Annotated in this window: 17 protein-coding genes and 1 pseudogene; 7 read left to right on the forward strand and 11 right to left on the reverse strand. The window is 64.8% G+C overall.

Features of this window, described 5'->3' with window-relative positions:
* Together gatB and HBJ55_RS03755 are read left to right on the forward strand one after the other, a co-directional pair.
* Positions 1-384 (forward strand): annotated as a pseudogene (gene gatB / locus HBJ55_RS03750) (Asp-tRNA(Asn)/Glu-tRNA(Gln) amidotransferase subunit GatB); the annotation flags it as partial.
* Between the two features lie 58 nt (positions 385-442).
* Positions 443-994: a cupin domain-containing protein gene (locus HBJ55_RS03755; protein WP_167111202.1), complete on the forward strand. Its 552-nt coding sequence runs from the start codon at positions 443-445 to the stop codon at positions 992-994.
* 39 nt (positions 995-1033) lie between these two features.
* Here HBJ55_RS03755 and HBJ55_RS03760 read toward each other — a convergent pair whose 3' ends face one another.
* On the reverse strand, positions 1034-2392 hold the full coding sequence (locus HBJ55_RS03760; protein ID WP_167111204.1) for a DNA recombination protein RmuC: 1359 nt from the start codon (positions 2390-2392) through the stop codon (positions 1034-1036).
* A 197-nt stretch (positions 2393-2589) separates the two neighbouring features.
* On the opposite strand from HBJ55_RS03760, the gene HBJ55_RS03765 reads away from it, so the two are divergent.
* Positions 2590-3408 (forward strand): helix-turn-helix transcriptional regulator, encoded by an 819-nt coding sequence (locus HBJ55_RS03765; RefSeq protein ID WP_167111206.1) that lies wholly within the window; start codon positions 2590-2592, stop codon positions 3406-3408.
* A 20-nt stretch (positions 3409-3428) separates the two neighbouring features.
* Here the strand turns inward: HBJ55_RS03765 and HBJ55_RS03770 are convergent, their stop codons facing one another.
* Together HBJ55_RS03770 and HBJ55_RS03775 are read right to left on the reverse strand one after the other, a co-directional pair.
* A complete protein-coding gene (locus tag HBJ55_RS03770) occupies positions 3429-4934 on the reverse strand; it encodes an aldehyde dehydrogenase (protein WP_167111209.1) in 1506 nt (501 codons plus the stop codon).
* Entirely contained in the window at positions 4931-6178 is a 1248-nt protein-coding gene (locus HBJ55_RS03775) for a Zn-dependent hydrolase (RefSeq protein ID WP_167111211.1), read from the reverse strand. Before HBJ55_RS03775 ends, HBJ55_RS03770 begins: the two co-directional genes overlap by 4 nt.
* Before the next feature lie 148 nt (positions 6179-6326).
* Between HBJ55_RS03775 and HBJ55_RS03780 the strand changes: the two genes are divergently transcribed.
* The 3 genes from HBJ55_RS03780 to aguA all read left to right on the forward strand — a co-directional run bounded on the left by HBJ55_RS03780 (position 6327) and on the right by aguA (position 10437).
* The gene (locus HBJ55_RS03780; RefSeq protein WP_240935967.1) at positions 6327-7751 is read left to right on the forward strand and encodes an aminotransferase; all 1425 of its coding nucleotides are present in this window, start codon (positions 6327-6329) and stop codon (positions 7749-7751) included.
* Between the two features lie 85 nt (positions 7752-7836).
* The gene (locus HBJ55_RS03785; RefSeq protein ID WP_167111213.1) at positions 7837-9306 is read left to right on the forward strand and encodes a Na+/H+ antiporter NhaC family protein; all 1470 of its coding nucleotides are present in this window, start codon (positions 7837-7839) and stop codon (positions 9304-9306) included.
* A 9-nt stretch (positions 9307-9315) separates the two neighbouring features.
* Positions 9316-10437 carry an agmatine deiminase gene (gene aguA / locus HBJ55_RS03790; protein ID WP_167111215.1) on the forward strand — a complete coding sequence of 374 codons (1122 nt, stop codon included), beginning with the start codon at positions 9316-9318 and terminating at the stop codon, positions 10435-10437.
* A gap of 76 nt (positions 10438-10513) precedes the next feature.
* On the opposite strand, the gene HBJ55_RS03795 is transcribed toward aguA, so the two are convergent.
* A complete protein-coding gene (locus tag HBJ55_RS03795) occupies positions 10514-12016 on the reverse strand; it encodes an aldehyde dehydrogenase (protein WP_167111217.1) in 1503 nt (500 codons plus the stop codon).
* Positions 12013-12819: a gamma-glutamyl-gamma-aminobutyrate hydrolase family protein gene (locus HBJ55_RS03800; protein WP_167111219.1), complete on the reverse strand. Its 807-nt coding sequence runs from the start codon at positions 12817-12819 to the stop codon at positions 12013-12015. The genes HBJ55_RS03795 and HBJ55_RS03800 overlap by 4 nt, the downstream gene beginning before the upstream one ends.
* A gap of 235 nt (positions 12820-13054) precedes the next feature.
* Between HBJ55_RS03800 and HBJ55_RS03805 the strand changes: the two genes are divergently transcribed.
* Entirely contained in the window at positions 13055-14431 is a 1377-nt protein-coding gene (locus tag HBJ55_RS03805) for a glutamine synthetase family protein (protein WP_167111221.1), read from the forward strand.
* Positions 14432-14532: 101 nt separating this feature from the next.
* On the opposite strand, the gene HBJ55_RS03810 is transcribed toward HBJ55_RS03805, so the two are convergent.
* From HBJ55_RS03810 to HBJ55_RS03835, 6 genes are all read right to left on the reverse strand, one after another.
* Entirely contained in the window at positions 14533-15108 is a 576-nt protein-coding gene (locus HBJ55_RS03810; protein WP_167111223.1) for a glycine zipper 2TM domain-containing protein, read from the reverse strand.
* Positions 15109-15307: 199 nt separating this feature from the next.
* Complete coding sequence (locus HBJ55_RS03815) at positions 15308-16600, reverse strand: NAD(P)/FAD-dependent oxidoreductase (protein WP_167111225.1); 1293 nt, start codon at positions 16598-16600, stop codon at positions 15308-15310.
* Positions 16601-16645: 45 nt separating this feature from the next.
* Positions 16646-17482 (reverse strand): ABC transporter permease subunit, encoded by an 837-nt coding sequence (locus HBJ55_RS03820; protein WP_167111227.1) that lies wholly within the window; start codon positions 17480-17482, stop codon positions 16646-16648.
* A 2-nt stretch (positions 17483-17484) separates the two neighbouring features.
* Entirely contained in the window at positions 17485-18393 is a 909-nt protein-coding gene (locus tag HBJ55_RS03825; protein WP_167111229.1) for an ABC transporter permease subunit, read from the reverse strand.
* A gap of 14 nt (positions 18394-18407) precedes the next feature.
* Positions 18408-19484, reverse strand: coding sequence for a polyamine ABC transporter ATP-binding protein (gene potA / locus HBJ55_RS03830; protein WP_422674166.1), 1077 nt, complete (start codon positions 19482-19484; stop codon positions 18408-18410).
* Positions 19485-19664: 180 nt separating this feature from the next.
* Positions 19665-20768, reverse strand: coding sequence for a polyamine ABC transporter substrate-binding protein (locus HBJ55_RS03835; RefSeq protein WP_167111233.1), 1104 nt, complete (start codon positions 20766-20768; stop codon positions 19665-19667).
* Positions 20769-20835 lie beyond the last annotated feature (67 nt).

Raw genomic sequence — 20835 nt, forward strand, 5'->3', positions numbered from 1 at the left:
GAGAACCTGTCGGTCAAGGACAGCCCGGTGTCGGCTCGCCAGCTCGGCGACTTGATCGCCCGCGTGATCGACGACACCATCAACGGCAAGGCCGCCAAGCAGGTGTTCCAGGCACTGTGGAACGGCCAGGGTACGAATGCGGACGACATCATCGAGGCCCAGGGCCTCAAACAGGTCACCGATAGCGGCGCCATCGAGGCGATGATCGACCAGGTGATCGGCGACAGCCCGGCCCAGGTAGCGCAGTACCGCGACGCCGAGCCGGACAAGCGCAGCAAGATGATCGGCTACTTCGTTGGCCAGGTGATGAAGGCCTCTCGGGGCACCGCCAACCCTCAGCAGGTCAATGCGCTACTCAAGCAGAAGCTCGACGCTCTCTGCTAGGTAACGAGGCGCTGTCGCTGCGGCGACAGCGCCAGCTCCCCATGACGAGGAAACCGGCATGTCGGACGACGTAGGCACACGTCTGCGCGCCCTGCGCACCCTGCGTGGCATTTCCCAGCGCGAGCTGGCCAAGCGCTGCGGCGTCACCCACTCCAGCCTGTCGCTGATCGAGCAGGGCAAGGTCAGCCCCTCGGTCAGCTCATTGAAGAAGATCCTCGACGCCATTCCCATCAGCGTCGGCGACTTCTTCACCATGGACCTGGAGAGCCGCAACCAGGTTTTCTACTCCGCCGAAGAGCTGGCCGACATGGGCAGCGGCGAAGTCGTCTACAAGCTGGTCGGTGCGAACCGGGCCAGCCGTGCACTGGCCTTCATGATCGAGACCTACCCCCCCGGGGCCGACACCGGTCGCGAGATGATCGCCCACCAGGGCGAAGAAGCCGGCGTGATACTCGAAGGCGAGATCGAGATCACCATCGGCGCCGAGTCCCGCCTGCTCGGCCCCGGCGAGGCCTACTACTTCGATACCAACGTACCCCACCGCTTCCGCAACCCCGGCAAAGAATCCTGCCGCCTGGTGAGCTGCTGCACGCCGGCACGAACGTTCTAGCCAAGCTTCCGAACCGGATCGACAACCGCGGCAGAGCCGCTAGTCACTTCCCGGCATCGGTCGCTCGGCCTCGAGCTCCAGCCCGGCCCGCTCGACCAGCTCGGCAGGCAGCTCCTTTTTCACCGCCACGCCCAGCTCCTGGAACTCGGCAGCCTGCTTGATCAGGTTGCCGCGGCCGTTGACCAACTGCCCCATGGCACGGTCGTAGCTGTCGCGCGCGCCGTCGAGGCGGGCCTGCACCTCCTGCATGCTCTCGAGAAATAGACGCAACTTGTTGTAGAACTTCTCGGCGCGGCTGGCCAGCTCGGCGCTGTGGCGGCTCTGGTCCTCGAAGCGCCACAGCTGGCGCACCACGTTGAGGCTGGTCAGCAGCGTGGTGGGAGTGGCCACCAGCACATTGTTTTCGATGGCACGCTGATAGAGCGTCTCGTCGTACTTCAGTGCCTCGACGTAGGCCGACTCCACCGGCACGAACATGATCACCACGTCCGGCGAGTTGAGTCCCGGCAGGTCGTAGTAGTGCTTGCCGGCAAGCTCGTCGATGCGCTCGCTCACCGCCGTGGCATGGGCCGCCAGGGCCAGCTCACGCTCACGCTCGTCCTCGGCATTGACGTAGCGCACGTAGGCGGCAAGCGAGGTCTTGGCATCGATCACCAGGTGGCGGCCCTGGGGCAGGTAGACCACCGCATCGGGCCGGCGCCGTCCGTCGGCCGTGGTGAAGCTGACCTCGCGCTGATAATCCTTGCCGGGGCGCAGCCCTGAGCCCTCCAGCACGTTCTCGAGCATCAGCTCGCCCCAGTTGCCCTGGACCTTCTTCTGCCCTTGCAGCGCTTGAGTCAGGCGCTCGGCCTGGTCGGTGATCTCGCGGTTGAGAGACTGCAGATTTCTGAGTTCGGCACGTAGACCGGCACGCTGCTCGGTATCGTGGCGATGAATCGTCTCGACCTTCTCGCGAAAACCCTTCATCTCCGCCTGGATCGGCTGCAACAGGCCGCTGATGCGCTGCTGAGAGAGTTCGCTGAAGGCGCGCCCCTTGCGCTCGAGTATCTCGTTGGCCAGGTTCTCGAACTCCTGGCGCAGCTGCTCGCGACTGTCGCGCAGCAGGGCCAACTGCGCGTCGAAGTGTTGCTGCTTCTGTTCCAGCGTAGTGGCCAGCCGCGCCTCGCCCACCTGTACCTCGCCGAGCGTGCGCTGCTGCTCGTCGAGGCGTCGCTCACGCTCGGCGAGACGCTCACGGAGATCCGCCAACACCGCCTCGTGACGCTGCGCATCGGCGCGCTGGCGGCGGGCGGCGAGCAGGCCGGCCAAGCCGAAGGCGAGCAGGAACGCCACGGACGCCGAGAGTCCCATGGCGTATCCCATGGGAAGAGAAGCCAGCAGCATCAAAAGATCGGTCAAGGGGCGGACTCCAACGACGGCATGAGAAGTTCGAGCCAGAGTCTCCTCAAAATGGGCCGGCTTGTCACGGCCTACCGATAAACGCCCTGCTTCCGGCTCGCCATGCCGGCGTCCAACGCATCCCGATGCAACGGCACACGGGCGCCAACGCTGGGACATGATAAGGTGAGGTCAACGTCTCCCGACCCGATGTCACCATGCTCGATTTCCTAGCACGCCCTGAAAGCCTCGCCTGGCACCAACAGTTGGCGCGCCTGCTGCGTGGCGCCGGTGCGGCCGATTTCCCCGGCCGGCTCGACCACTGCCTGCGCGAACTCGTGGGTCACGAAACCGTACTGATCAATGCCTACCGTGGGCGCCGTCGGCCGCTATTGATCCATGACGACTACCCCCCGCATCGCCGCGAGCAGGGCATCGAGCGCTACCTGAGTGAGGCGTATCTGCTCGACCCTTTCTTTGCCGCCGTGAGCGACGGCCTCGACCAAGGCGCCCATCGCCTGCGTGAGCTGGCCCCGGATCGCTTCGAGGCAAGCGATTATTATGCTCATTACTACCGTGCCTTGGGCCTGGAGGACGAGGTGGGCCTCTTCTGCCGAGTCGAAGAGGACGTCGTGATTGCCGTATCGCTCGGCTTCGGCGTCAAGTCGCCGCCGCTGACCCGTCGTGCCATTCAGGCCCTTCGCCACCTCTCGCCGATGGTAGAAACCCTACTCGTCGAGTACTGGAAATGGCAGGGGAGCCAGTTCCAGCAGCGCCTGGCCGAGCAGGAGCCGGTGGAAGCGGCTTTTGCCAGCTTCGGCACCGGCGTGCTGACCGCGCGCGAGCAGGAGATCGTGCGCCTGCTGCTGGCCGGCCACTCGACGAAATCGGCAGCCCGGGAGCTCGACATCAGCGACGGCACGGTCAAGGTGCATCGCAAGCACATCTACCAACGACTCGAGGTTTCCAGCCAATCACAGCTGTTCCGGCAGTTCCTCGATCACGTGGCGCTGGTGTCGCGGCAACGGGCAGGCTGAGCCTGACCATTGATTCGTCGTCAGGGCGCTAGCGCCATCCATACGGTCTTGAGTTCGGTGTACTCCGTCAGGGCATGCAGGGACTTGTCGCGACCGTTGCCGGACTGCTTGACGCCGCCAAAGGGCACCGTCATGTCGGGGCCCGCCCAGTTGTTGACGAATACCTGGCCGGAATGGAGCCTGCGGGAGAGGCGCATGATGCGGTCGATGTCCTGGCTCCATAGCCCCGCGGCCAGACCGTAATCGCTGTCGTTGGCCATGGCGATGGCTTCCTCTTCCGTGTCGAAGCCGAACACCGAGAGCACCGGGCCGAAGATTTCCTCGCGGCCGATGGTCATGGCCGGTGTCACGCCGTCGAATATCGTCGGCGGTATGAACAGACCCGGGCTTTCCAGCGCCTGGCCACCGGCGCGTAGCCGCGCGCCCTCCTCGCGCCCCTTGGCGATATAGTCGAGCACCCGGCGATACTGGGTCTTGTCCACCATGGCGCCCATGAAGCTCCCGGGATCGAGGGGGTCACCAGGCTGCATGGCCTTGGCGGCCTCCACCACCTTGTCGACGAACACCTCGCGAATCGCGTTCTCCACCAGCAGGCGGGAGCCGGCGATGCATACCTCGCCCTGGTTGTGGAAGATCGCCGCGGCGGCATGGCTCGCCACCCGGTCGAGATCCTTGCAGTCGGCGAAGACCAGGTTGGGGCTCTTGCCGCCGCACTCCAGGTAGACCCGCTTGAGGTTGGACTGGCCGGCGTACTGCATCAGCTGTTTGCCCACCTGGGTGGAGCCGGTGAAGGCCAGGCAGTCGACCTGCATGGAGAGCGCCAAGGCCTTGCCCACGGTATGGCCGAAGCCCGGCAGCACCTGGAACACGCCGCGGGGAAGGCCCGCCTCACGAGCCAGGCTTGCCAGGCGCAGCGCCGAGAGCGGCGACTTCTCCGAGGGCTTGAGGATCACGCTGTTGCCGGCGGCCAGCGCCGGGGCGATCTTCCAGGCGGTCATCATCAGCGGGAAGTTCCACGGCACGATGGCTGCCACCACGCCGATGGGCTCGCGTAGCACCAGCGCCAGGGAGTCCTCGCCGGTGGGCGCCACCTCGCCGTAGAGCTTGTCGATGCCCTCGGCGGTGTAGCGCAGGCAGCCGATGGCCCCATTGATATCGCCCAGCGAACTGGAGATCGGCTTGCCCATGTCGAGAGTGTCGAGCAGTGCCAGTTCGTGCTGATGCGCCTCCATCAGCTCGGCCAGCTTGAGCAGCACCTGCTTGCGCCGCCCCGGTGCCAGCCGGGACCACTCGCCCCGGACATGGGCGGCCCGGGCACAAGAAACGGCGAGTTCGGCATCGGCGGCGTCACAGCTGGCGACACGGGCCAGGGTCTCGCCGGTGGCCGGGTTGACGGTGGCGAACGTCTCGCCGCTGGCGGCAGCGACGAAGGCGTCGTCGATGAAGGCACGGCTCTCCAGGTGCGGGATCAACGTCTCGGCCATGGCCTGCCAGTCGGCTTTGGTGGCGGGGATCGTGACGTTCATTGGCTCGTCTCTAGGATATTGGCCCGTTCCAGCATGGCATCGCAGAGCACCTGAGCCCCCAGGGCGCAGTGTTCCGGGGAGGCGTACTCCGCCTCGTTGTGGCTGATCCCGTCGCGGCAGGGAATGAAGATCATCGCGGTCGGCGCGACCCGGGCCACATAGACGGCGTCGTGGCCGGCGCCGCTCATCATGCGCCGGTAAGGTACGCCGCGGGCCTTGGCGGTTCTCTCCACGGCGTCGATGCAGCCGCTATCGAAGCTCACCACCGACGAGGCCCAGATGCGTTCGCTGTGCGCCGTGACGCCAAAGGCCTCGCCGGCGGCGGCCAGTTCGCGCTCGAAGCGCGCTTCCAGAGCGTCCAGCTCGCCCTCATCGACATGGCGCAGGTCAATGGAGAGCCTCACTTCGCCGGGTACCACGTTGCGCGATGCCGCATCGATTTCCAGGGTACCGCAGGTAACCTTGGTGTCGCCGCTGGGGTCCGCCAGGGCATGGCCCTGCAGGCGATCGATCAGGCGCGCCGCGGCGGCCAACGCGTCGCGGCGATAGCGCATTGGGGTAGGGCCGGCATGCGAGGACTGCCCGCGCAGGGTGACGTCGAACCAGCGCATGCCCTGCACGCCGGTCACCACGCCGACCGCTTCGTGGTTCTCTTCCAGTATCGGCCCTTGCTCGATATGCAACTCGAGGAAGCCCGCCAAGCGCGGCTCACCTACCGCCATGTCACCAGCAAAACCGGTGGCCGCAAGCGCCTCGCCCAGCGTCACGCCATCACGGTCGCTGCGTGCCAGGGTCGACTCGACGCTGAATTCGCCGGCATAGGTGCCGGAAGCGACCATGGCCGGAGCAAAGCGGCTGCCCTCCTCGTTGGTCCACACCACCAGTTCCAGAGGACGCTCAGTGACGATGCCATGATCCTCGAGGGTGCGGAACGCCTCGAGACCGGCCAGCACACCAAGTACGCCGTCGAAACGTCCTCCCTTGGGCTGAGTATCCAGGTGGCTGCCAATACCAATCGGATCGAGATCGTCACGCTTGCCGGCGCGACGCAGGAACAGGTTGCCGACCCGATCGATGCGCAGCGTACAGCCCAGCGCCTGGCACCATTCGATCAGCAGACGACGCCCGGCGGCGTCCTCCTCGGTCAACGCCAAGCGGTGACTACCGCCGTTGGGGCTGGGGCCGATCTCGGCCATGGCCATCAGGCTCGACCAGAGCCGCTGGCCATCGATGGAAACCGTCATGGGAGCCTCCCTTGTGATTGTTCCCTGCCACCCTAGGCGGGAAGGTCGCAGCGGCGATATACCCCAATCAGGATATACCGGAGGCTCTCTCTCCCTGATTAGGCTGGTCCTGTCGGTCACCCCGAGACACCGAGAGAGGAGCCACCTGATGACAACGACAACGACCTCCGCGCACCCCGTCGAATCGATGCGGCGCTATGATGCCCAGGCACTGTGGCAGAAGGACAAGGACCACTTCATCCATCCCTTCACCGATTTCAGCCTGTTCCATGACAAGGGCTGCGACCTGATCACCGACAGCGACGGTATCTACGTGCAGGACGCCCACGGCAACCGCTTCATCGATGGCATCGCCGGCCTATGGTGCGTCAACGTGGGCCACGGCCGCGCCGAGATCGGCCAGGCCATGGCCAAGCAGGCCACCCGCATGGCCTACTTCTCCACCTTCAATAACCTCTCAAACGCCCCGGCGGCGGAGCTGGCCGCCAAGCTCGCCGAGCTGGCCCCGGCCCACCTCAATCATGTCTTCTACAGCTGCGGCGGCTCGGCGGCCAACGACGCCACCATCCGCCTGGTGCACTACTACTTCAACCGTCTGGGCAAGCCGAGCAAGAAGCGTATCCTGTCGCGTAACAACGCCTACCACGGCACCACCTACCTGGCCGCCACCCTGACCGGCATCGAGAGCAACAACTGGGATTTCGATACCTTGGATCACCTGGTCACGCACCTGAGCGAAGCCAACCTCTATCGCCGGCCCAAGGGCATGAGCGAGGCGGAGTACTGCGATCACCTGGTAGCAGAACTCGAGGAGACGATCGAGCGCCTCGGTGCGAATAACATCGCCGCCTTCATTGCCGAGCCGATCATGGGCGCGGGTGGCGTACTGATGGCACCGCACGGCTACCATGCCCGCATGCAGGCCGTGTGCCGCGCCAACGAGATCCTCTACATTGCCGACGAGGTGGTCACCGGCTTCGGCCGCCTGGGGCATTTCTTTGCCTCCGAGGCGGTGTTCGAGACGCAGCCGGATATCATCAACTGTGCCAAGGGACTCTCCTCCGGCTACGCCCCACTCGGCGCCACCCTGATCTCCGACGCCATCTACGAGGTGCTGGGCACGCCCCAGCGCAAGGGTGGCGTACTGAGCACCGGCTTCACTTACTCCGGCCATCCGGTCAGCTGTGCCGCGGCACTCAAGAATATCGAGATCATCGAGCGCGAAAGCCTGTGCGAGAACGTGCGTGAAGTTGGGCCCTACCTGGAGCGGCAGCTCAAGACGCTCTCGCATCATGAAACCGTCGGCGACGTGAGGGGCAGCCACTTCATGCTGGCCATCGAGAACGTCGCCGACAAGGCCACCAAGGAGCTGCTGCCGGTAGAGGCGCGGGTCGGCGACCGGGTCGCCGCCGAGGGCCAGAAGCGCGGCCTGATCATCCGCCCGGTGGGCCATCTCAATATCATCTCGCCGCCGCTGATCTGGGATCGTGGCGTGGTGGGTCGGGTAGTGGCGATTCTCGACGAGGCCTTCGCCGCGGCCACGACATCGCTACGCAAGGACGGTTATCTGTAACCCGCCGGCAGCCGCCGTATGTATGACCCGGCTTTCCCAACGGGACCAGCCATCGTGCAATGTACAACAACAAAGGTGAACGACCATGTCACACTCTCCTTCGGGCCCGACGGCCCACCTCCAACACTTCGGCAGCGCCACCAAGGGTGGCCTGCTGTTTCTCGGTGTCGTGCTGATTGCCAGCCTCGGCGGCTTCGCACTGTTCGACGGCGACGATTATGGCATCTACAGTCTGCTGCCCACCGCCGTGGTGCTGGGCATGGCCATCCTCACGCGACGCACCATCGAATCGCTGCTCGCGGGCGCCCTGGTCGGCCTGCTGATGGTCGACCCCACCAGGGTGGTCTCCCAGGGCTCCGACATCCTGCTCGGGGTACTGGGCAACGATACCGTCACCTGGATCATCCTGGTCTGCGGCCTGTTCGGCAGCCTGATCGCCCTGCTGGTCAAGACCGGCGGCGTGCTGACCTTCGGCGATGCCGTCACCAAGCATATCCATAGCCGCCGCCAGAGCCTGCTGGCCACCTGGCTGCTGGGCCTGGTGATCTTCGTCGACGACTATCTCAACGCTCTGGCGATCAGCGCCTCGATGAAGAAGATCACCGATCGTTTCAACATTTCGCGCGAGAAGCTCGCCTACGTGGTGGATTCCACCGCCGCGCCGATCTGCATCCTGGTGCCCTTCTCCACCTGGGCGGTGTTCTTCGCCGGCCTGCTGGAGGAGAACGACATCGCCGGCAACGGCATGAGCCTCTACATCGAGGCGATTCCCTTCATGTTCTACGCCTGGGTGGCTGCCGCCCTGGTCCCCCTGGTGGCCCTCGGCTGGATCCCCAATCTCGGCCCCATGAAGGCCGCCGAAGCCCGCGCCGCCGCCGGCCAGCCGATTCCGACCGGGATCGACGAAAGCGCCCTGGAAGTGGCGGACGACGGACGCAGGCGGCCGCACCTGCTCAACTTCCTGCTGCCTATCGTCACGCTGATCTTCTTTACCTGGTATTACGATATCGACATCCTGCGCGGCGTGATCGTGGCGCTCGCCGTGACCCTGGTACTGATCGCCAGCCAACGGCTGCTGAGCTTCCACGACACCTTCGACACCGCGCTCGACGGCTTCAAAGCGATGATCATGCCGCTGGGCACCCTGGTGGCCGGCTTCGCCCTCAAGGAGGTCAACGACGCCCTGGGGCTCACCGACTATGTGATCAGCACCGTGCAGCCGCTGATGACGCCGGGAATGCTGCCGGCCGTGGTCTTCGTCACCATGGCCTTCCTGGCTTTCGCCACCGCCTCCTTCTGGGGACTGTTCGCCGTGGCCATGCCCATCGTGCTGCCACTGGCGGCCAGCCTCGACGCTCATATGCCGCTGGTGGTCGGCGCCCTGATCTCGGCCAGCGCCTTCGGCAGTCACGCCTGCTTCTACGGCGACTCCACGGTGCTCTCCGCACAAGGGGCCGGCTGCACGCCCATGGCTCATGCCCTGACCCAGCTGCCCTATGTGCTGATCGCCGCTGCCATCGCCGCCGCCATCTTCCTGGTGACAGGCCACCTGTGAGAAATCATCATGAACCAACCACTCATTGATTCTCCTCCTGCTGGATCCTCCCCGCGGGCCCAGGGATTCGCCATGCCGGCGGAGTTCGCCCCCCACGACGCCTGCTGGATGCTGTGGCCCCAGCGGCCCGACACCTGGCGCTATGGCGCCAAGCCGGCCCAGCAGGCCTTTGTCGAGGTGGCCACCGCCATCGCCGAGAGCGAGCCGGTCTACGTCGGCGTCAACGACGATCAGTACGAGAATGCCCGCCACCAGCTGCCGCCGCAGGTGAGGGTGGTGGAGATTTCGAGTAATGACGCCTGGATGCGTGACGTGGGGCCCACCTTCCTGACTCACCCGGACGGACGCCTGGCCGTGGTGGACTGGCAGTTCAATGCCTGGGGCGGCTTGGACGGTGGGCTCTACTTTCCCTGGGACAAGGATCGGCGTATCCGCACCAAGATCGCCGAGATGCTCGGTATTCCGCGCTTCACCGTCCCGGTGGTACTCGAGGGAGGCGCCATTCACGTGGATGGCGAGGGCACGCTGCTGACCACCGAAGAGTGCCTGCTCAACCCCAACCGCAATCCCGGCATGAGCCGTGAGGCAATGGAGCGGGTGCTACGCGATACCCTGGGTATCGAGAGAGTGATCTGGCTGCCGCGGGGCTGCTACCTGGACGAGACCGATGGTCATGTGGACAACCTGTGCTGCTTCGTCGCGCCCGGCGAGGTCGTGCTGACCTGGTGCGATGACGAGGACGATCCCCAGCACGCCATCAGCCGGGAGGCACTGGCCGTGCTGGAATCCACAACCGACGCGAGGGGGCGCAAGCTGCGCGTGCACAAGCTGCCCCAACCCGGCCCACTGTTCATCGAGGAGGACGAAGCCAGCGGCCTGGATCGCCTCAACAGCTCCCATCCGCGTCGTCCCGGGGATCGCATGGCCGGTTCCTACGTCAATTTCTATGTCGGCAACTCGGTGGTGGTCATGCCGCTACTGGATCCGGCCCATGACGAGCAGGCCCACCACATTCTTCAGGGGCTGTTTCCAGGCAGGCGAGTGATGGGCGTGCCGGCCCGGGAGATCCTGCTCGGCGGCGGCAACATCCACTGCATCACTCAGCAGCAGCCCAAGCGCCAGCTGCCGTAAGCGACAGGCAAGCTGCAGCAACGACACGGGCCGACCGCACAGCGCGCGGTCGGCCCGTCGTTCGGATCGGCGCTGTTCATAGCGTCAGCGACATCCACACGCTCTTGAGTTCGGAGTACTCCTCCAGGCTGTGGTGCGACTTGTCGCGACCGTTGCCCGACTGCTTGACGCCGCCGAAGGGCATGGTCTGGTCGCCCCCGGCCCAGTTGTTGACGAACACCTGGCCCGACTGCAGCCGCCGAGTAACGCGCATGATGCGGTCGATGTCCTGGCTCCACAACCCCGCGGCGAGGCCATAGGGTGTGTCGTTGGCCATGGCGATGGCCTCCTCTTCCGTGTCGAAGCCGAACACCGAGAGCACCGGGCCGAAGATCTCCTCGCGGCCGATGGCCATGGCCGGTGTCACGCCGTCGAATATCGTCGGCGGTATGAACAGACCCGGGCTTTCCAGCGCCTGGCCACCGGCGCGTAGCCGCGCGCCCTCCTCGCGCCCTTTGGCGATATAGTCGAGCACCCGGCGATACTGGGTCTCGTCCACCATGGCGCCCATGAAGCTCCCGGGATCGAGGGGGTCACCAGGCTGCATGGCCTTGGCGGCCTCCACCACCTTGTCGACGAACTCCGCGCGAATCGCGTTCTCTACCAGCAACCGGGAGCCGGCGATGCATACCTCGCCCTGGTTGTGGAAGATCGCCGCGGCGGCATGGCTCGCCACCCGGTCGAGATCCTTGCAGTCGGCGAAGACCAGGTTGGGGCTCTTGCCGCCGCACTCCAGGTAGACCCGCTTGAGGTTGGACTGGCCGGCGTACTGCATCAGCTGTTTGCCCACCTGGGTGGAGCCGGTGAAGGCCAGGCAGTCGACCTGCATGGAGAGCGCCAAGGCCTTGCCCACGGTATGGCCGAAGCCCGGCAGCACCTGGAACACGCCGCGGGGAAGGCCCGCCTCACGAGCCAGGCTTGCCAGGCGCAGCGCCGAGAGCGGCGACTTCTCCGAGGGCTTGAGGATCACGCTGTTGCCGGCGGCCAGCGCCGGGGCGATCTTCCAGGCGGTCATCATCAGCGGGAAGTTCCACGGCACGATGGCTGCCACCACGCCGATGGGCTCGCGTAGCACCAGCGCCAGGGTCTCCTCGCCGGTGGGCGCCACCTCGCCGTAGAGCTTGTCGATGCACTCGGCCTGGTAGCGAATACAGCCAATGGCGCCGGCCATGTCGCCCAGCGAACTGGAAACCGGCTTGCCCATGTCGAGGGTGTCGATCAGCGCCAGTTCGTGCTTGTTGGCTTCCATCAGGTCGGCCAGGCGCAGCAGCACCTTCTTGCGCTTGCCTGGCGCCAGGCGAGACCACTCGCCGCCGGCAAAGGCTTCACGAGCCGCAGCCACGGCGCGTTCGGCGTCCGGCTCGTCGCAGCTCGCTACCCGAGCCAGGATCTCACCCGTGGCCGGGTTGCGCGATTCGAAGGTGTCACCGCTGGCGGCGTCGACGAAGACGTCACCGATGAAGGCACGGCCCTCCAGGGACAGGCCCTCGGCCAGGGCCTGCCAGTCGTCTCGGGTACGGGGGGATGGCGGACGGCTCATGATCGGGACTCCTGTATGAGAATGGGATCACCGCTATGGTTTTGCGTAGCCAGCGCCGAGGCCCGGCTCACGCCATGCTCTCGACAGGCCGTAGCGAAACCCTGGAAGATCGCGTGGTAAAGCGGATGCTCTTCAGGGTGCCATTCGGGGTGCCACTGCACTGCCAGGGCAAACCCCGGGACCTCGGCCACCGAGACTGCCTCGATCAGACCGTCCGGCGCCCGCGCCTCCACGGCCAGCCCACTGCCCAGTCGATCGATGCCCTGCTGATGCAGTGAATTGACCTTAGCATGCAGCTCGGGATGGAGCGTCGCCAGGCGACCACCGGGGTGCAGCTCGATGTCGTGCGCGGGCGCATAGCGGGTCGCATAGTCGGCTTCCGGCTCGCGATGATCGAAGAGGCCGGGTACGTTCTGTACCGCCTGATGCAATGTGCCACCGTAAGCCACGTTGAGCTCCTGAAAGCCCCGGCAAATGCCCAGCAATGGCAAGCCACGCGCGATGGCGGCGGGAATCCAGGCCAGCGCGGCGGCATCGCGGTGCAGATCGCCGCGGGTGTTCTCCGGCGCCTGCTCGGCGCCGTAGCGGGAAGGCTCGACGTTGGAATAGCTGCCGGTCAGCAGCAGGCCGTCCAGATGCGCGAGCAGGTCGCCATCGACGCTATCCCGCCACACCGGCAGCACCACCGGCGCCAGGCCGTAGGCGCGCAGTGCACTAAGGTACTTGTCGGTCACCATGTGGGCGGGGTGTCCCTCCACCTCTCGGCGGCAGGCGATGACACCCACCAGGGGTCGGCTCGGCATGGCAGCTCCTGAATCGTGAGCACAGGGTAAAAGTGTTGATTAAACTTTCCAACATGAACCAATAAAAATCCAGCCTAAGACATGCATGTCACCTAGCACCACCCAAATTATCTATGAAATTGAGCGACTCGCGCTTACAGCAGAAGAAGCCTCCCGTAAAGGATTTGACAACAAAGGCATGTCATCGAAAGATAGGAACCAATGTGAAACCCACTGACTACCTACAGGTGCCATCATGCCGTCGCTCAGCGCTGACCAGGCCCGGGAGTTTCTCGAGCGCTATCCCGACATCGACAGCATCGACCTGCTGATCAGCGATCTCAATGGCGTCATGCGTGGCAAACGCATTCCTCGCGATAACCTGGACAAGGCCTGCCGCCTGGGCATCAATCTGCCGGCCTCGGTCTTTGCCCTGGACATCAACGGTCATACCATCGAAGCCACCGGGCTGGGACTGGCCACCGGCGACAGCGACCGGGTCTGCCGCCCCATTGCGGGTTCACTGATGCCGACGCCGTGGCTACGCGACGGACGCCAGGCACAGCTGCTCATGACCATGTTCGAGTCCGACGATACGCCCTTCTTCGCCGACCCCCGCCAGGTATTGTCGCGCCAACTGGAGCGACTGCGTCACCATGGCCTGACCCCCGTCGCGGCCGTGGAAATGGAGTTCTATCTGCTGGACCGCGAACGCACCCCCGAGGGGCGGATCCAGCCGCCACGCTCTCCACGCAGCGGCGAGCGTGCGACCCAGAGCCAGCTCTACTCCATCGATGAACTCGACGAATATGCCGTTTTCATCGAGGACGTGCAGCGCTCGGCCCGTTGCCAGGACCTGCCGCTGGATACGACACTCAAGGAGTGCGCCCCAGGCCAGTTCGAGATCACCCTAGGCCACTGCGATGATGTCCTCAAGGCCTGCGACCATGCCGTCCTTCTGAAGCGCCTGGTCAAGGGCGTGGCCCTGAAACACGGCTTCGAAGCCACGTTCATGGCCAAGCCCTACGGTCTCGAGGCTGGCAACGGCACCCATGTGCATCTCAGTATGCTCGATGACAGCGGCCGCAACGTCTTCGCCGCCGAGAACGGCGATACGCTCGGCAGTGAAACCCTGCACCGGGCCGTCGCCGGGCTGCTCGACCTCATGCCGGCCTCGATGGCGATCTGCGCCCCCAACCTCAATTCCTTCCGGCGCTTCCAGCCGGGCCTCTACGTGCCCATGACACCCACCTGGGGCTTCGACAACCGCTCGGTGGCCGTGCGTATACCATCGGGCGGCAACGATGCACGGCGCATCGAGCACCGGGTCGCCGGTGCCGACGTCAATCCCTACCTGCTGATAGCCGTGCTGCTGGCGAGCATCGAACATGGCATGAGCCGGCAGTTGGTTCCGCCATCCCCCGTGGAGGGCAATGCCTACGCGCAATTCGAGCCCACACTGACCAACAGCTGGCACCAAGCCCTCGATTTGCTGGAAGCGAGCGAACCGCTGAACGACGCGCTGGGCAGTGACTTCGTTCATGTCTTCGTCGCCAACCGCCGGGCCGAACGTGAACAAGCCATGCAGGCGGTGAGCCAGTTGGAGTACGCCTGGTATCTGCGCCACGTCTGAATGGCAAGGTACGCGCACAGGATCGAAACGAACGGCAGCGCCCCGAGCGTAATCGGGGCGCTGCGCATGGCGAAACGGGAAGGCGTTACGCTTGGAAGGGCTCAGCCCTCGGTGCTGGCCAGCGGCAGGTCCCAGCGCGGCTGCCCTTCCTCGAGCAGCACGCGGTTGCCCTGGGGCTGATGGTCCAGCCGAGAAACCTGTGTCGTCTCGCCGTGACGCCAAGTCACGTCATAGCCGACGGTCTCCTCCGAGCTGTCCATGACCGTGTGGCACTGGCGCTGAGTGGTGGCGTAGGTCTGAGTCTGGTTGGCCTCGATGCGCCCTTGAATCTCGCGCCCGGCAAAGCCGCCGCCGACCGCGCCCGCCACGGTGGCCAGCGTCTTGCCACTGCCGCCCCCGACCTGATTGCCGAGCAGGCCACCCACCACGGCCCCCGCCGCAGTGCCGGCAATGCGATGCGGATCACGGCTGGGCGCCTGGGTCTGCTGCTGCACCACCACGTCTTCGCACACTTCACGCGGCGTCTCGACGCTACGGGTCACCGGCTGCACCGCAACGACCTCGGCGAATTGCGGCTCACTCTCGCTCGGCACCTGCTGCACTTGCCAGGCGCCGAAGCCCAGGCCGCCAAGACCCAGCACGCTCAACGTCGTTCCGATCACGATCGACTTGTTCATGACACTCCTCCTGCAGGGCGATATGCCGCCCCGGGCTTATAAGATTCGGCTCGATACGATGTGCAAGAGAAGAGACGTGATGAGCAGCGGTTCCGTGCCACCCGATAGATGACCTCAGTATACGCTGCGGCTGGCTGGCGTTAAGCGCAGCGCAGCGGTTTCCTCATTTTCTGACCCGGTGTCCGCCGCCGGCGACACCTCACAAACCGAGCCGATCCCGCGTCGCATAGTACCAGGCCCCCAATGCCGAGAACGGCACTCTCAGCAGCCTTCCGCCAGGGAACGGTAGGTGCGGCAGGCCGGCGAAGGCGTCGAAGCGCTCGCTCTCGCCGCGCATTACCTCGGCGATCAGTCGCCCTGCCAGGTGCGAGCAGGTCACGCCGTGGCCCGAATAACCCTGGGCGTAGTAGACGCTGTCGTTGAGGCGGCCGAACTGCGGCAGGCGGTTGAGTGTCATCAGGAAATTGCCGCTCCAGGCAAAGTCGATGCGCACCTTGGACAGTTGCGGAAAGGTCCTGAGCATCTTGGGGCGAATCACCGCGGCGATGTCCGAGGGATCCTGACCGCCGTAGTTGACCCCACCGCCGTAGAGCAGGCGTCCATCGGCAGTGAAGCGGTAGTAATCGAGCAGATAGTTGCAGTCCTCAACCGCCATGTCGTGGGGAATCAGCTTACGGCGCAGCTCCTCCGGCAATGGCTCGGTAGTAATGACCTGCGTGCCGCAAGGCATCGACTTGCTCTCCAGCTCCGGCAGCACTCCTTGCAGGTAGGCATTGCCGGCCATCACCACGCGTCGAGCGCGTACGCTGCCACGCGGCGTGCGCAGCGTAACGGTCTCGCCATGGCGCACCTCGAGCACGGGCGTGTGCTCATGAATGATGCCGCCCAGCGACTCGCAGGCTGCGGCTTCGCCGAGCACCAGGTTGAGCGGATGCAGATGGCCACCGGAGTGATCCACCAGCGCGCCGACGTAACGCTCGCTTCCGACTTCTCGCTTGTATGCCTCGCCCTCCAACAACTCGAGCTGACGATTGCCATAGCGCTCCCATAGCGCCTTGTGCTCGCGCAGCCCTTCGAGCTGCTTGCGGTTGCAGGCGGCAAAGAGGTTGCCCTCCTTCAGGTCGCAGACGATGCCGTGCTTCTCGATACGCTGGCGTATGATGCGGTTGCCCTCGAAGGCCATGTCACCAAGTGCCCGAGCGGTCTCGGCCCCATACCGGGCCTCGATCACGTCCATGTCGCGGCTGTAGCTGTTGACGATCTGGCCGCCGTTGCGCCCCGAGGCACCGAACCCCACCCGGGCGGCTTCCAGCACGACGACCTCGATCCCCTGCTCGGCGAGATGCAGCGCCGACGAGATGCCGGTGAAGCCCGCTCCGACCACGCAAACGTCGCACTCGACGTCGCCCTCGAGGGCGGGGCGCTCGGGTGCCGGGTTGGCCGTGGCCGCATAGTAGGACGCCACATGCTCCTGATTGGCGCTGGTCGACATTTCACTACCTCACACAGACAAAGAAATCGGCTTCGGGAAGTACTCTTATCTCCCCGCGGTCATGTCCTGCAGCATCGCCTGGCGTCGCCGCGCCTCGCTGCGCCGCATCAGATACCACGCAATGAAGGTGGCGAGCGATACAGCCAGGATGATCAGCGTGGCCAGGGCATTGATCTTGGGCGAAACGCCAAGGCGCACCGAGGAGAACACCACCATCGGCAGCGTGGTGGCGCCGGGGCCGGAGACGAAGCTGGCGATCACCAGGTCGTCCAGCGACAGGGTGAAGGCCAGCAGCCAGCCCGCTGCCAGCGCCGGCGCGATCACCGGAAGGGTGATCTGGAAGAAGGTGCGGACCGGCCTGGCGCCAAGGTCCATGGCGGCCTCCTCGATGGACATGTCCACTTCACGCAGGCGCGAGGCCACCACCACCGCCACGTAGGCACTACAGAAGGTGGTATGGGCGATCCAGATGGTCACCATGCCACGATCCGCCGGCCAACCGATCAGCTGCGCCATGTGCACGAACAGCAGGAGCAGCGACAGGCCGGTGATCACCTCGGGCATCACCAGCGGTGCGGTAATCATGCTGGAGAGAGCGGTCTTGCCGCGGAAGCGAGCGAAACGCACCATCACGAAGGCTGCCAGCGTGCCCAGGCACACCGCCATGGAGGCCGAGAAGAAGGCAATACGCAGGCTTGTCCAGATGGCCGAGAGAATCTGCTGGTCGCGGAACAGCTCGACGTACCAGTGCGCCGAGAAGCCCGCCCACACGGTGACCAGCCGCGACGAATTGAACGAGTAGGTCACCAGAATGAGCATCGGCAGATAGAGAAACACCAGCCCGACGATCAGCATCAGCGTGGTGAAGGATGGCTTGCGCATGGTCACTCCTCCAGCTCGCGCGACTGGTAGCGATGGAACAGGGCAATGGGAATGATCAGGATCGCCAGCATCACCATGGCCAGTGCCGAGGCCACCGGCCAGTCGCGGTTGTGGAAGAACTCCTCCCATAGCACCTTGCCGATCATCACCGTGTTGGGGCCGCCGAGCAGTTCGGGAATCACGTACTCCCCCACCGCCGGGATGAAGACCAGCATCGAGCCGGCGATGATACCGCCCTTCGAGAGCGGCAAGGTCACCTTGAGAAAGGTGTTGAGCTTGCGCGAGCCGAGATCCGAAGCCGCCTCCAGCAGCGAGCCGTCGAGTCGGGTCAGGTTGGCATAGAGCGGCAGCACCATGAACGGCAGGTAGGCATAGACGATGCCGAGGATGACGGCGAAGTTGGTGTTGAGCATGCGAATGGGTGAATCGATCAGCCCCGCCCAGAGCAACAGGTTGTTGACCAACCCATTGTTGCTGAGGATACCCATCCAGGCGTAGACGCGGATCAGGAACGAGGTCCATGACGGCAACATCACCAGCAGCAGCAGCACCAATTGCCAGTGAGCCGGGGCGCGGGCCATGGCGTAGGCCATGGGATAGCCGAGCGCGAGGCACAGCACGGTGGCCAGCAGCGCGATCTTTACCGACCCCCAGTAGGCCGAGACATAGAGCGTATCGGTGGCCAGGAACAGATAATTGCCGAAGGTGACGACGACGTTCAGCGTCTGGTTGGCGTAGTCGAAGATGGGACCGTAAGGCGGTATCGAGATCGCCGCCTCGGAAAGGCTGATCTTGAGCACGATGCCGAACGGCAGCAGAAAGAACAGGGTTAGCCACAGCAGCGGCGCGGCAATGACCCAGCCACGGCCAGGCTTGAACAGCCGCCGAAGGCGGATGGTGAGGTTAGCCATTGCAGATCTCCCGCTCAATCGTGCAGAACGACTGCGCTGTGCGCGTCCCAGTGGACGAAAACCGACTCGTCCCAGCGCGGCCGGTCACCGCGCCGCTCGGTATTGGCCATGCTGGCCTTGACCAGTTGGCCGCTCTCGATGCGCACGTAGTAGACCGAGAAGCCGCCGAGGTAGGCGATGTCCTCGACGGTGCCCGCTGCCCAGTTGTCTTCGCCCGTTGGGCGCTCGCGGGAGAGCCAGGTCTTTTCCGGGCGCACGGCGACCCATACGCGACGCTCGTCGGCCTGGGTACTGACGCCATGGTCGATGCGAATCGAGCGCCCCAGCGCCGGGCTATCGATCACGCAGTGATCGGCTTCGTCAACGACGATCTCGCCCTCGAACAGGTTCACGGTACCGACGAACTCCGCCACCATGCGATTGGCCGGGCTCTCGTAGACGTCCATCGGTGTACCCACCTGGGCAATCCAGCCGTCGGCCATGATCGCCACGCGGTCGGCCATGGTCATGGCCTCCTCCTGATCGTGGGTGACCATGATGCAGGTCACTCCCACGCGCTCGAGGATCTGCACCACCTCGAGCTGCATCTCGGTACGCAGCTTCTTGTCCAGCGCCCCCATCGGCTCGTCGAGCAGCAGTAGCTTGGGTCGCTTGGCCAACGAGCGTGCCAGGGCCACACGCTGGCGCTGGCCGCCTGAGAGTTGGTGCGGCTTGCGCCGGGCGAATGCCTCCATGTGTACCAGCTTGAGCATCTCGATCACGCGCTCGTCGATCTCGCGTCGCGGCAGCTTGTCCTGCTTGAGACCGAAAGCGATGTTCTGCGCCACCGTCATATGCGGGAACAGTGCATAGGACTGGAACATCATGTTGATCGGACGCTCATAGGGCGGCATGGCGGTGATATCCTCGCCGTCGAGCACGACCTGCCCTTCGCTGGGCTTCTCGAAGCCGGCCAACATGCGCAGCAGCGTCGATTTTCCCGAACCGGAGCCGCCCAGCAGGGCGAAGATCTCGCCGCGGCGAATCGACAGGCTGACGTCGTCCACCGCCAAGACGCCGTCGAAGCGCTTGCTGACGCGGCGAATCTCCATCAGTTCCTCACCGCGAGCCTGGCGTGGCTTGCCGGGCACTTCATCGGCATGCACCCCGCTCTCGACGGTTCGTCGCGATGGTTCCGAAGCTTGAATCGGGGTTTGCGGCATCACAGCGACTCCTGTGGCAAGCAAGCGTTGGTCGGCTTTTCTGCCGGCCCGGCAGGGCCGGCGCGGAGATCAAATGCCGGACTTCACCCGGTTCCACGTGCGCGTGCGCACGCGCTGTACTGCCAAAGGCTTCTCTTCCTGGACGTACAGGTTCTCCATCACCTCCTGATTGGGATAGACGGAAGTGTCGTTGAGGATCTCAGGGTCGAGAAACTCGTTGGCGGCGATGTTGGGGTTGGCGTAGACCACATATTCAGTGATGTCTGCGGCGATCTCGGGTTCGAGGATGAAGTTGATGAAGGCGTGGGCGTTATCGGGGTTGGGCGCGTCGGCCGGAATCGCCATCATGTCGAACCACAGCGCCGCGCCCTCCTTGGGAATGGTGTAGGCGATCTCGAAGTCACGCCCCGCCTCCTCGGCGCGGTCGGCGGCCTGGAAGATGTCGCCGGAGTAGCCCGCCGCCACGCAGATGTCGCCGTTGGCGAGGTCCGAGATGTAGCGCGACGAGTGAAAGTAGGTGATGTTGTCACGCACCGCGGCGATCAGGTCGCCGGCCGCCTCGATGTCTTCGGTCTTCTCCGAGATCGGCGACAGGCCCAGGTAGGCCATGCCGGCGGAGAGCATGTCATCACCGGTATCCAACATGGAAATGCCGCAGCCGCCCTCGTTCAACGCCGAAGTCACCTCAGGGTCGAAGATCAGCGCCCAGGAGTCGAGCGGCGCGTCCTCGCCGAGAATCTCGGTGACGCGTTCGACGTTGTAGCCGATGCCGTTGGTGCCCCACATGTACGGGATCGAATAGCGACTACCGGGGTCGATCGATTCAAGCTGCTCCATCAGTTCGGGATTGAGGTTCTCCATATTGGGAATCTTGTCGTGGTCCAGCTCCTGGTAGACCCCGGCGCTGACCTGGCGGGTCAGGTAGTAGTTGGAGGGCACCACCACGTCGTAGCCGGAGCGGCCCGCCAGCACGGCAGCGTCGAGTACCTCGTTGCTATCGTAGACGTCGTAGATCACCTCGATACCGGTGGCCTCGGTGAACTTCTCCAAGGTGTCCGGCGCGATGTAGTCCGACCAATTGTAGATGCGCACTTCGTTGGCCTGGGCGGCGGTAGCGACCATGGCCAGGGAACCCAGGGCGACGGCCAGAGTCAGCTTGCGTTGACATGACATGATGACACCTCTTGTTTGCATTGTTGTCGTAAGTCCGGCCATGACCCGGCCAGGCATTCTCTCCCCA

This window comes from Billgrantia bachuensis (genome assembly GCF_011742165.1).
Taxonomy (GTDB): domain Bacteria; phylum Pseudomonadota; class Gammaproteobacteria; order Pseudomonadales; family Halomonadaceae; genus Halomonas; species Halomonas bachuensis.

What these genes read in the sequence shown, in the direction of transcription:
- HBJ55_RS03785 (WP_167111213.1), top strand. Translation starts at nt 7,837, where the DNA reads ATGTCACACTCTCCTTCGGGCCCGACGGCCCACCTCCAACACTTCGGC.
- HBJ55_RS03820 (WP_167111227.1), bottom strand. Translation starts at nt 17,482, where the DNA reads ATGCGCAAGCCATCCTTCACCACGCTGATGCTGATCGTCGGGCTGGTG.
- HBJ55_RS03810 (WP_167111223.1), bottom strand. Translation starts at nt 15,108, where the DNA reads ATGAACAAGTCGATCGTGATCGGAACGACGTTGAGCGTGCTGGGTCTT.
- HBJ55_RS03770 (WP_167111209.1), bottom strand. Translation starts at nt 4,934, where the DNA reads ATGAACGTCACGATCCCCGCCACCAAAGCCGACTGGCAGGCCATGGCC.
- HBJ55_RS03795 (WP_167111217.1), bottom strand. Translation starts at nt 12,016, where the DNA reads ATGAGCCGTCCGCCATCCCCCCGTACCCGAGACGACTGGCAGGCCCTG.
- HBJ55_RS03780 (WP_240935967.1), top strand. Translation starts at nt 6,327, where the DNA reads ATGACAACGACAACGACCTCCGCGCACCCCGTCGAATCGATGCGGCGC.
- HBJ55_RS03765 (WP_167111206.1), top strand. Translation starts at nt 2,590, where the DNA reads ATGCTCGATTTCCTAGCACGCCCTGAAAGCCTCGCCTGGCACCAACAG.
- HBJ55_RS03775 (WP_167111211.1), bottom strand. Translation starts at nt 6,178, where the DNA reads ATGACGGTTTCCATCGATGGCCAGCGGCTCTGGTCGAGCCTGATGGCC.
- HBJ55_RS03835 (WP_167111233.1), bottom strand. Translation starts at nt 20,768, where the DNA reads ATGTCATGTCAACGCAAGCTGACTCTGGCCGTCGCCCTGGGTTCCCTG.
- HBJ55_RS03825 (WP_167111229.1), bottom strand. Translation starts at nt 18,393, where the DNA reads ATGGCTAACCTCACCATCCGCCTTCGGCGGCTGTTCAAGCCTGGCCGT.
- aguA (WP_167111215.1), top strand. Translation starts at nt 9,316, where the DNA reads ATGAACCAACCACTCATTGATTCTCCTCCTGCTGGATCCTCCCCGCGG.
- HBJ55_RS03815 (WP_167111225.1), bottom strand. Translation starts at nt 16,600, where the DNA reads ATGTCGACCAGCGCCAATCAGGAGCATGTGGCGTCCTACTATGCGGCC.
- HBJ55_RS03800 (WP_167111219.1), bottom strand. Translation starts at nt 12,819, where the DNA reads ATGCCGAGCCGACCCCTGGTGGGTGTCATCGCCTGCCGCCGAGAGGTG.
- HBJ55_RS03755 (WP_167111202.1), top strand. Translation starts at nt 443, where the DNA reads ATGTCGGACGACGTAGGCACACGTCTGCGCGCCCTGCGCACCCTGCGT.
- HBJ55_RS03805 (WP_167111221.1), top strand. Translation starts at nt 13,055, where the DNA reads ATGCCGTCGCTCAGCGCTGACCAGGCCCGGGAGTTTCTCGAGCGCTAT.
- potA (WP_422674166.1), bottom strand. Translation starts at nt 19,484, where the DNA reads ATGGAGATTCGCCGCGTCAGCAAGCGCTTCGACGGCGTCTTGGCGGTG.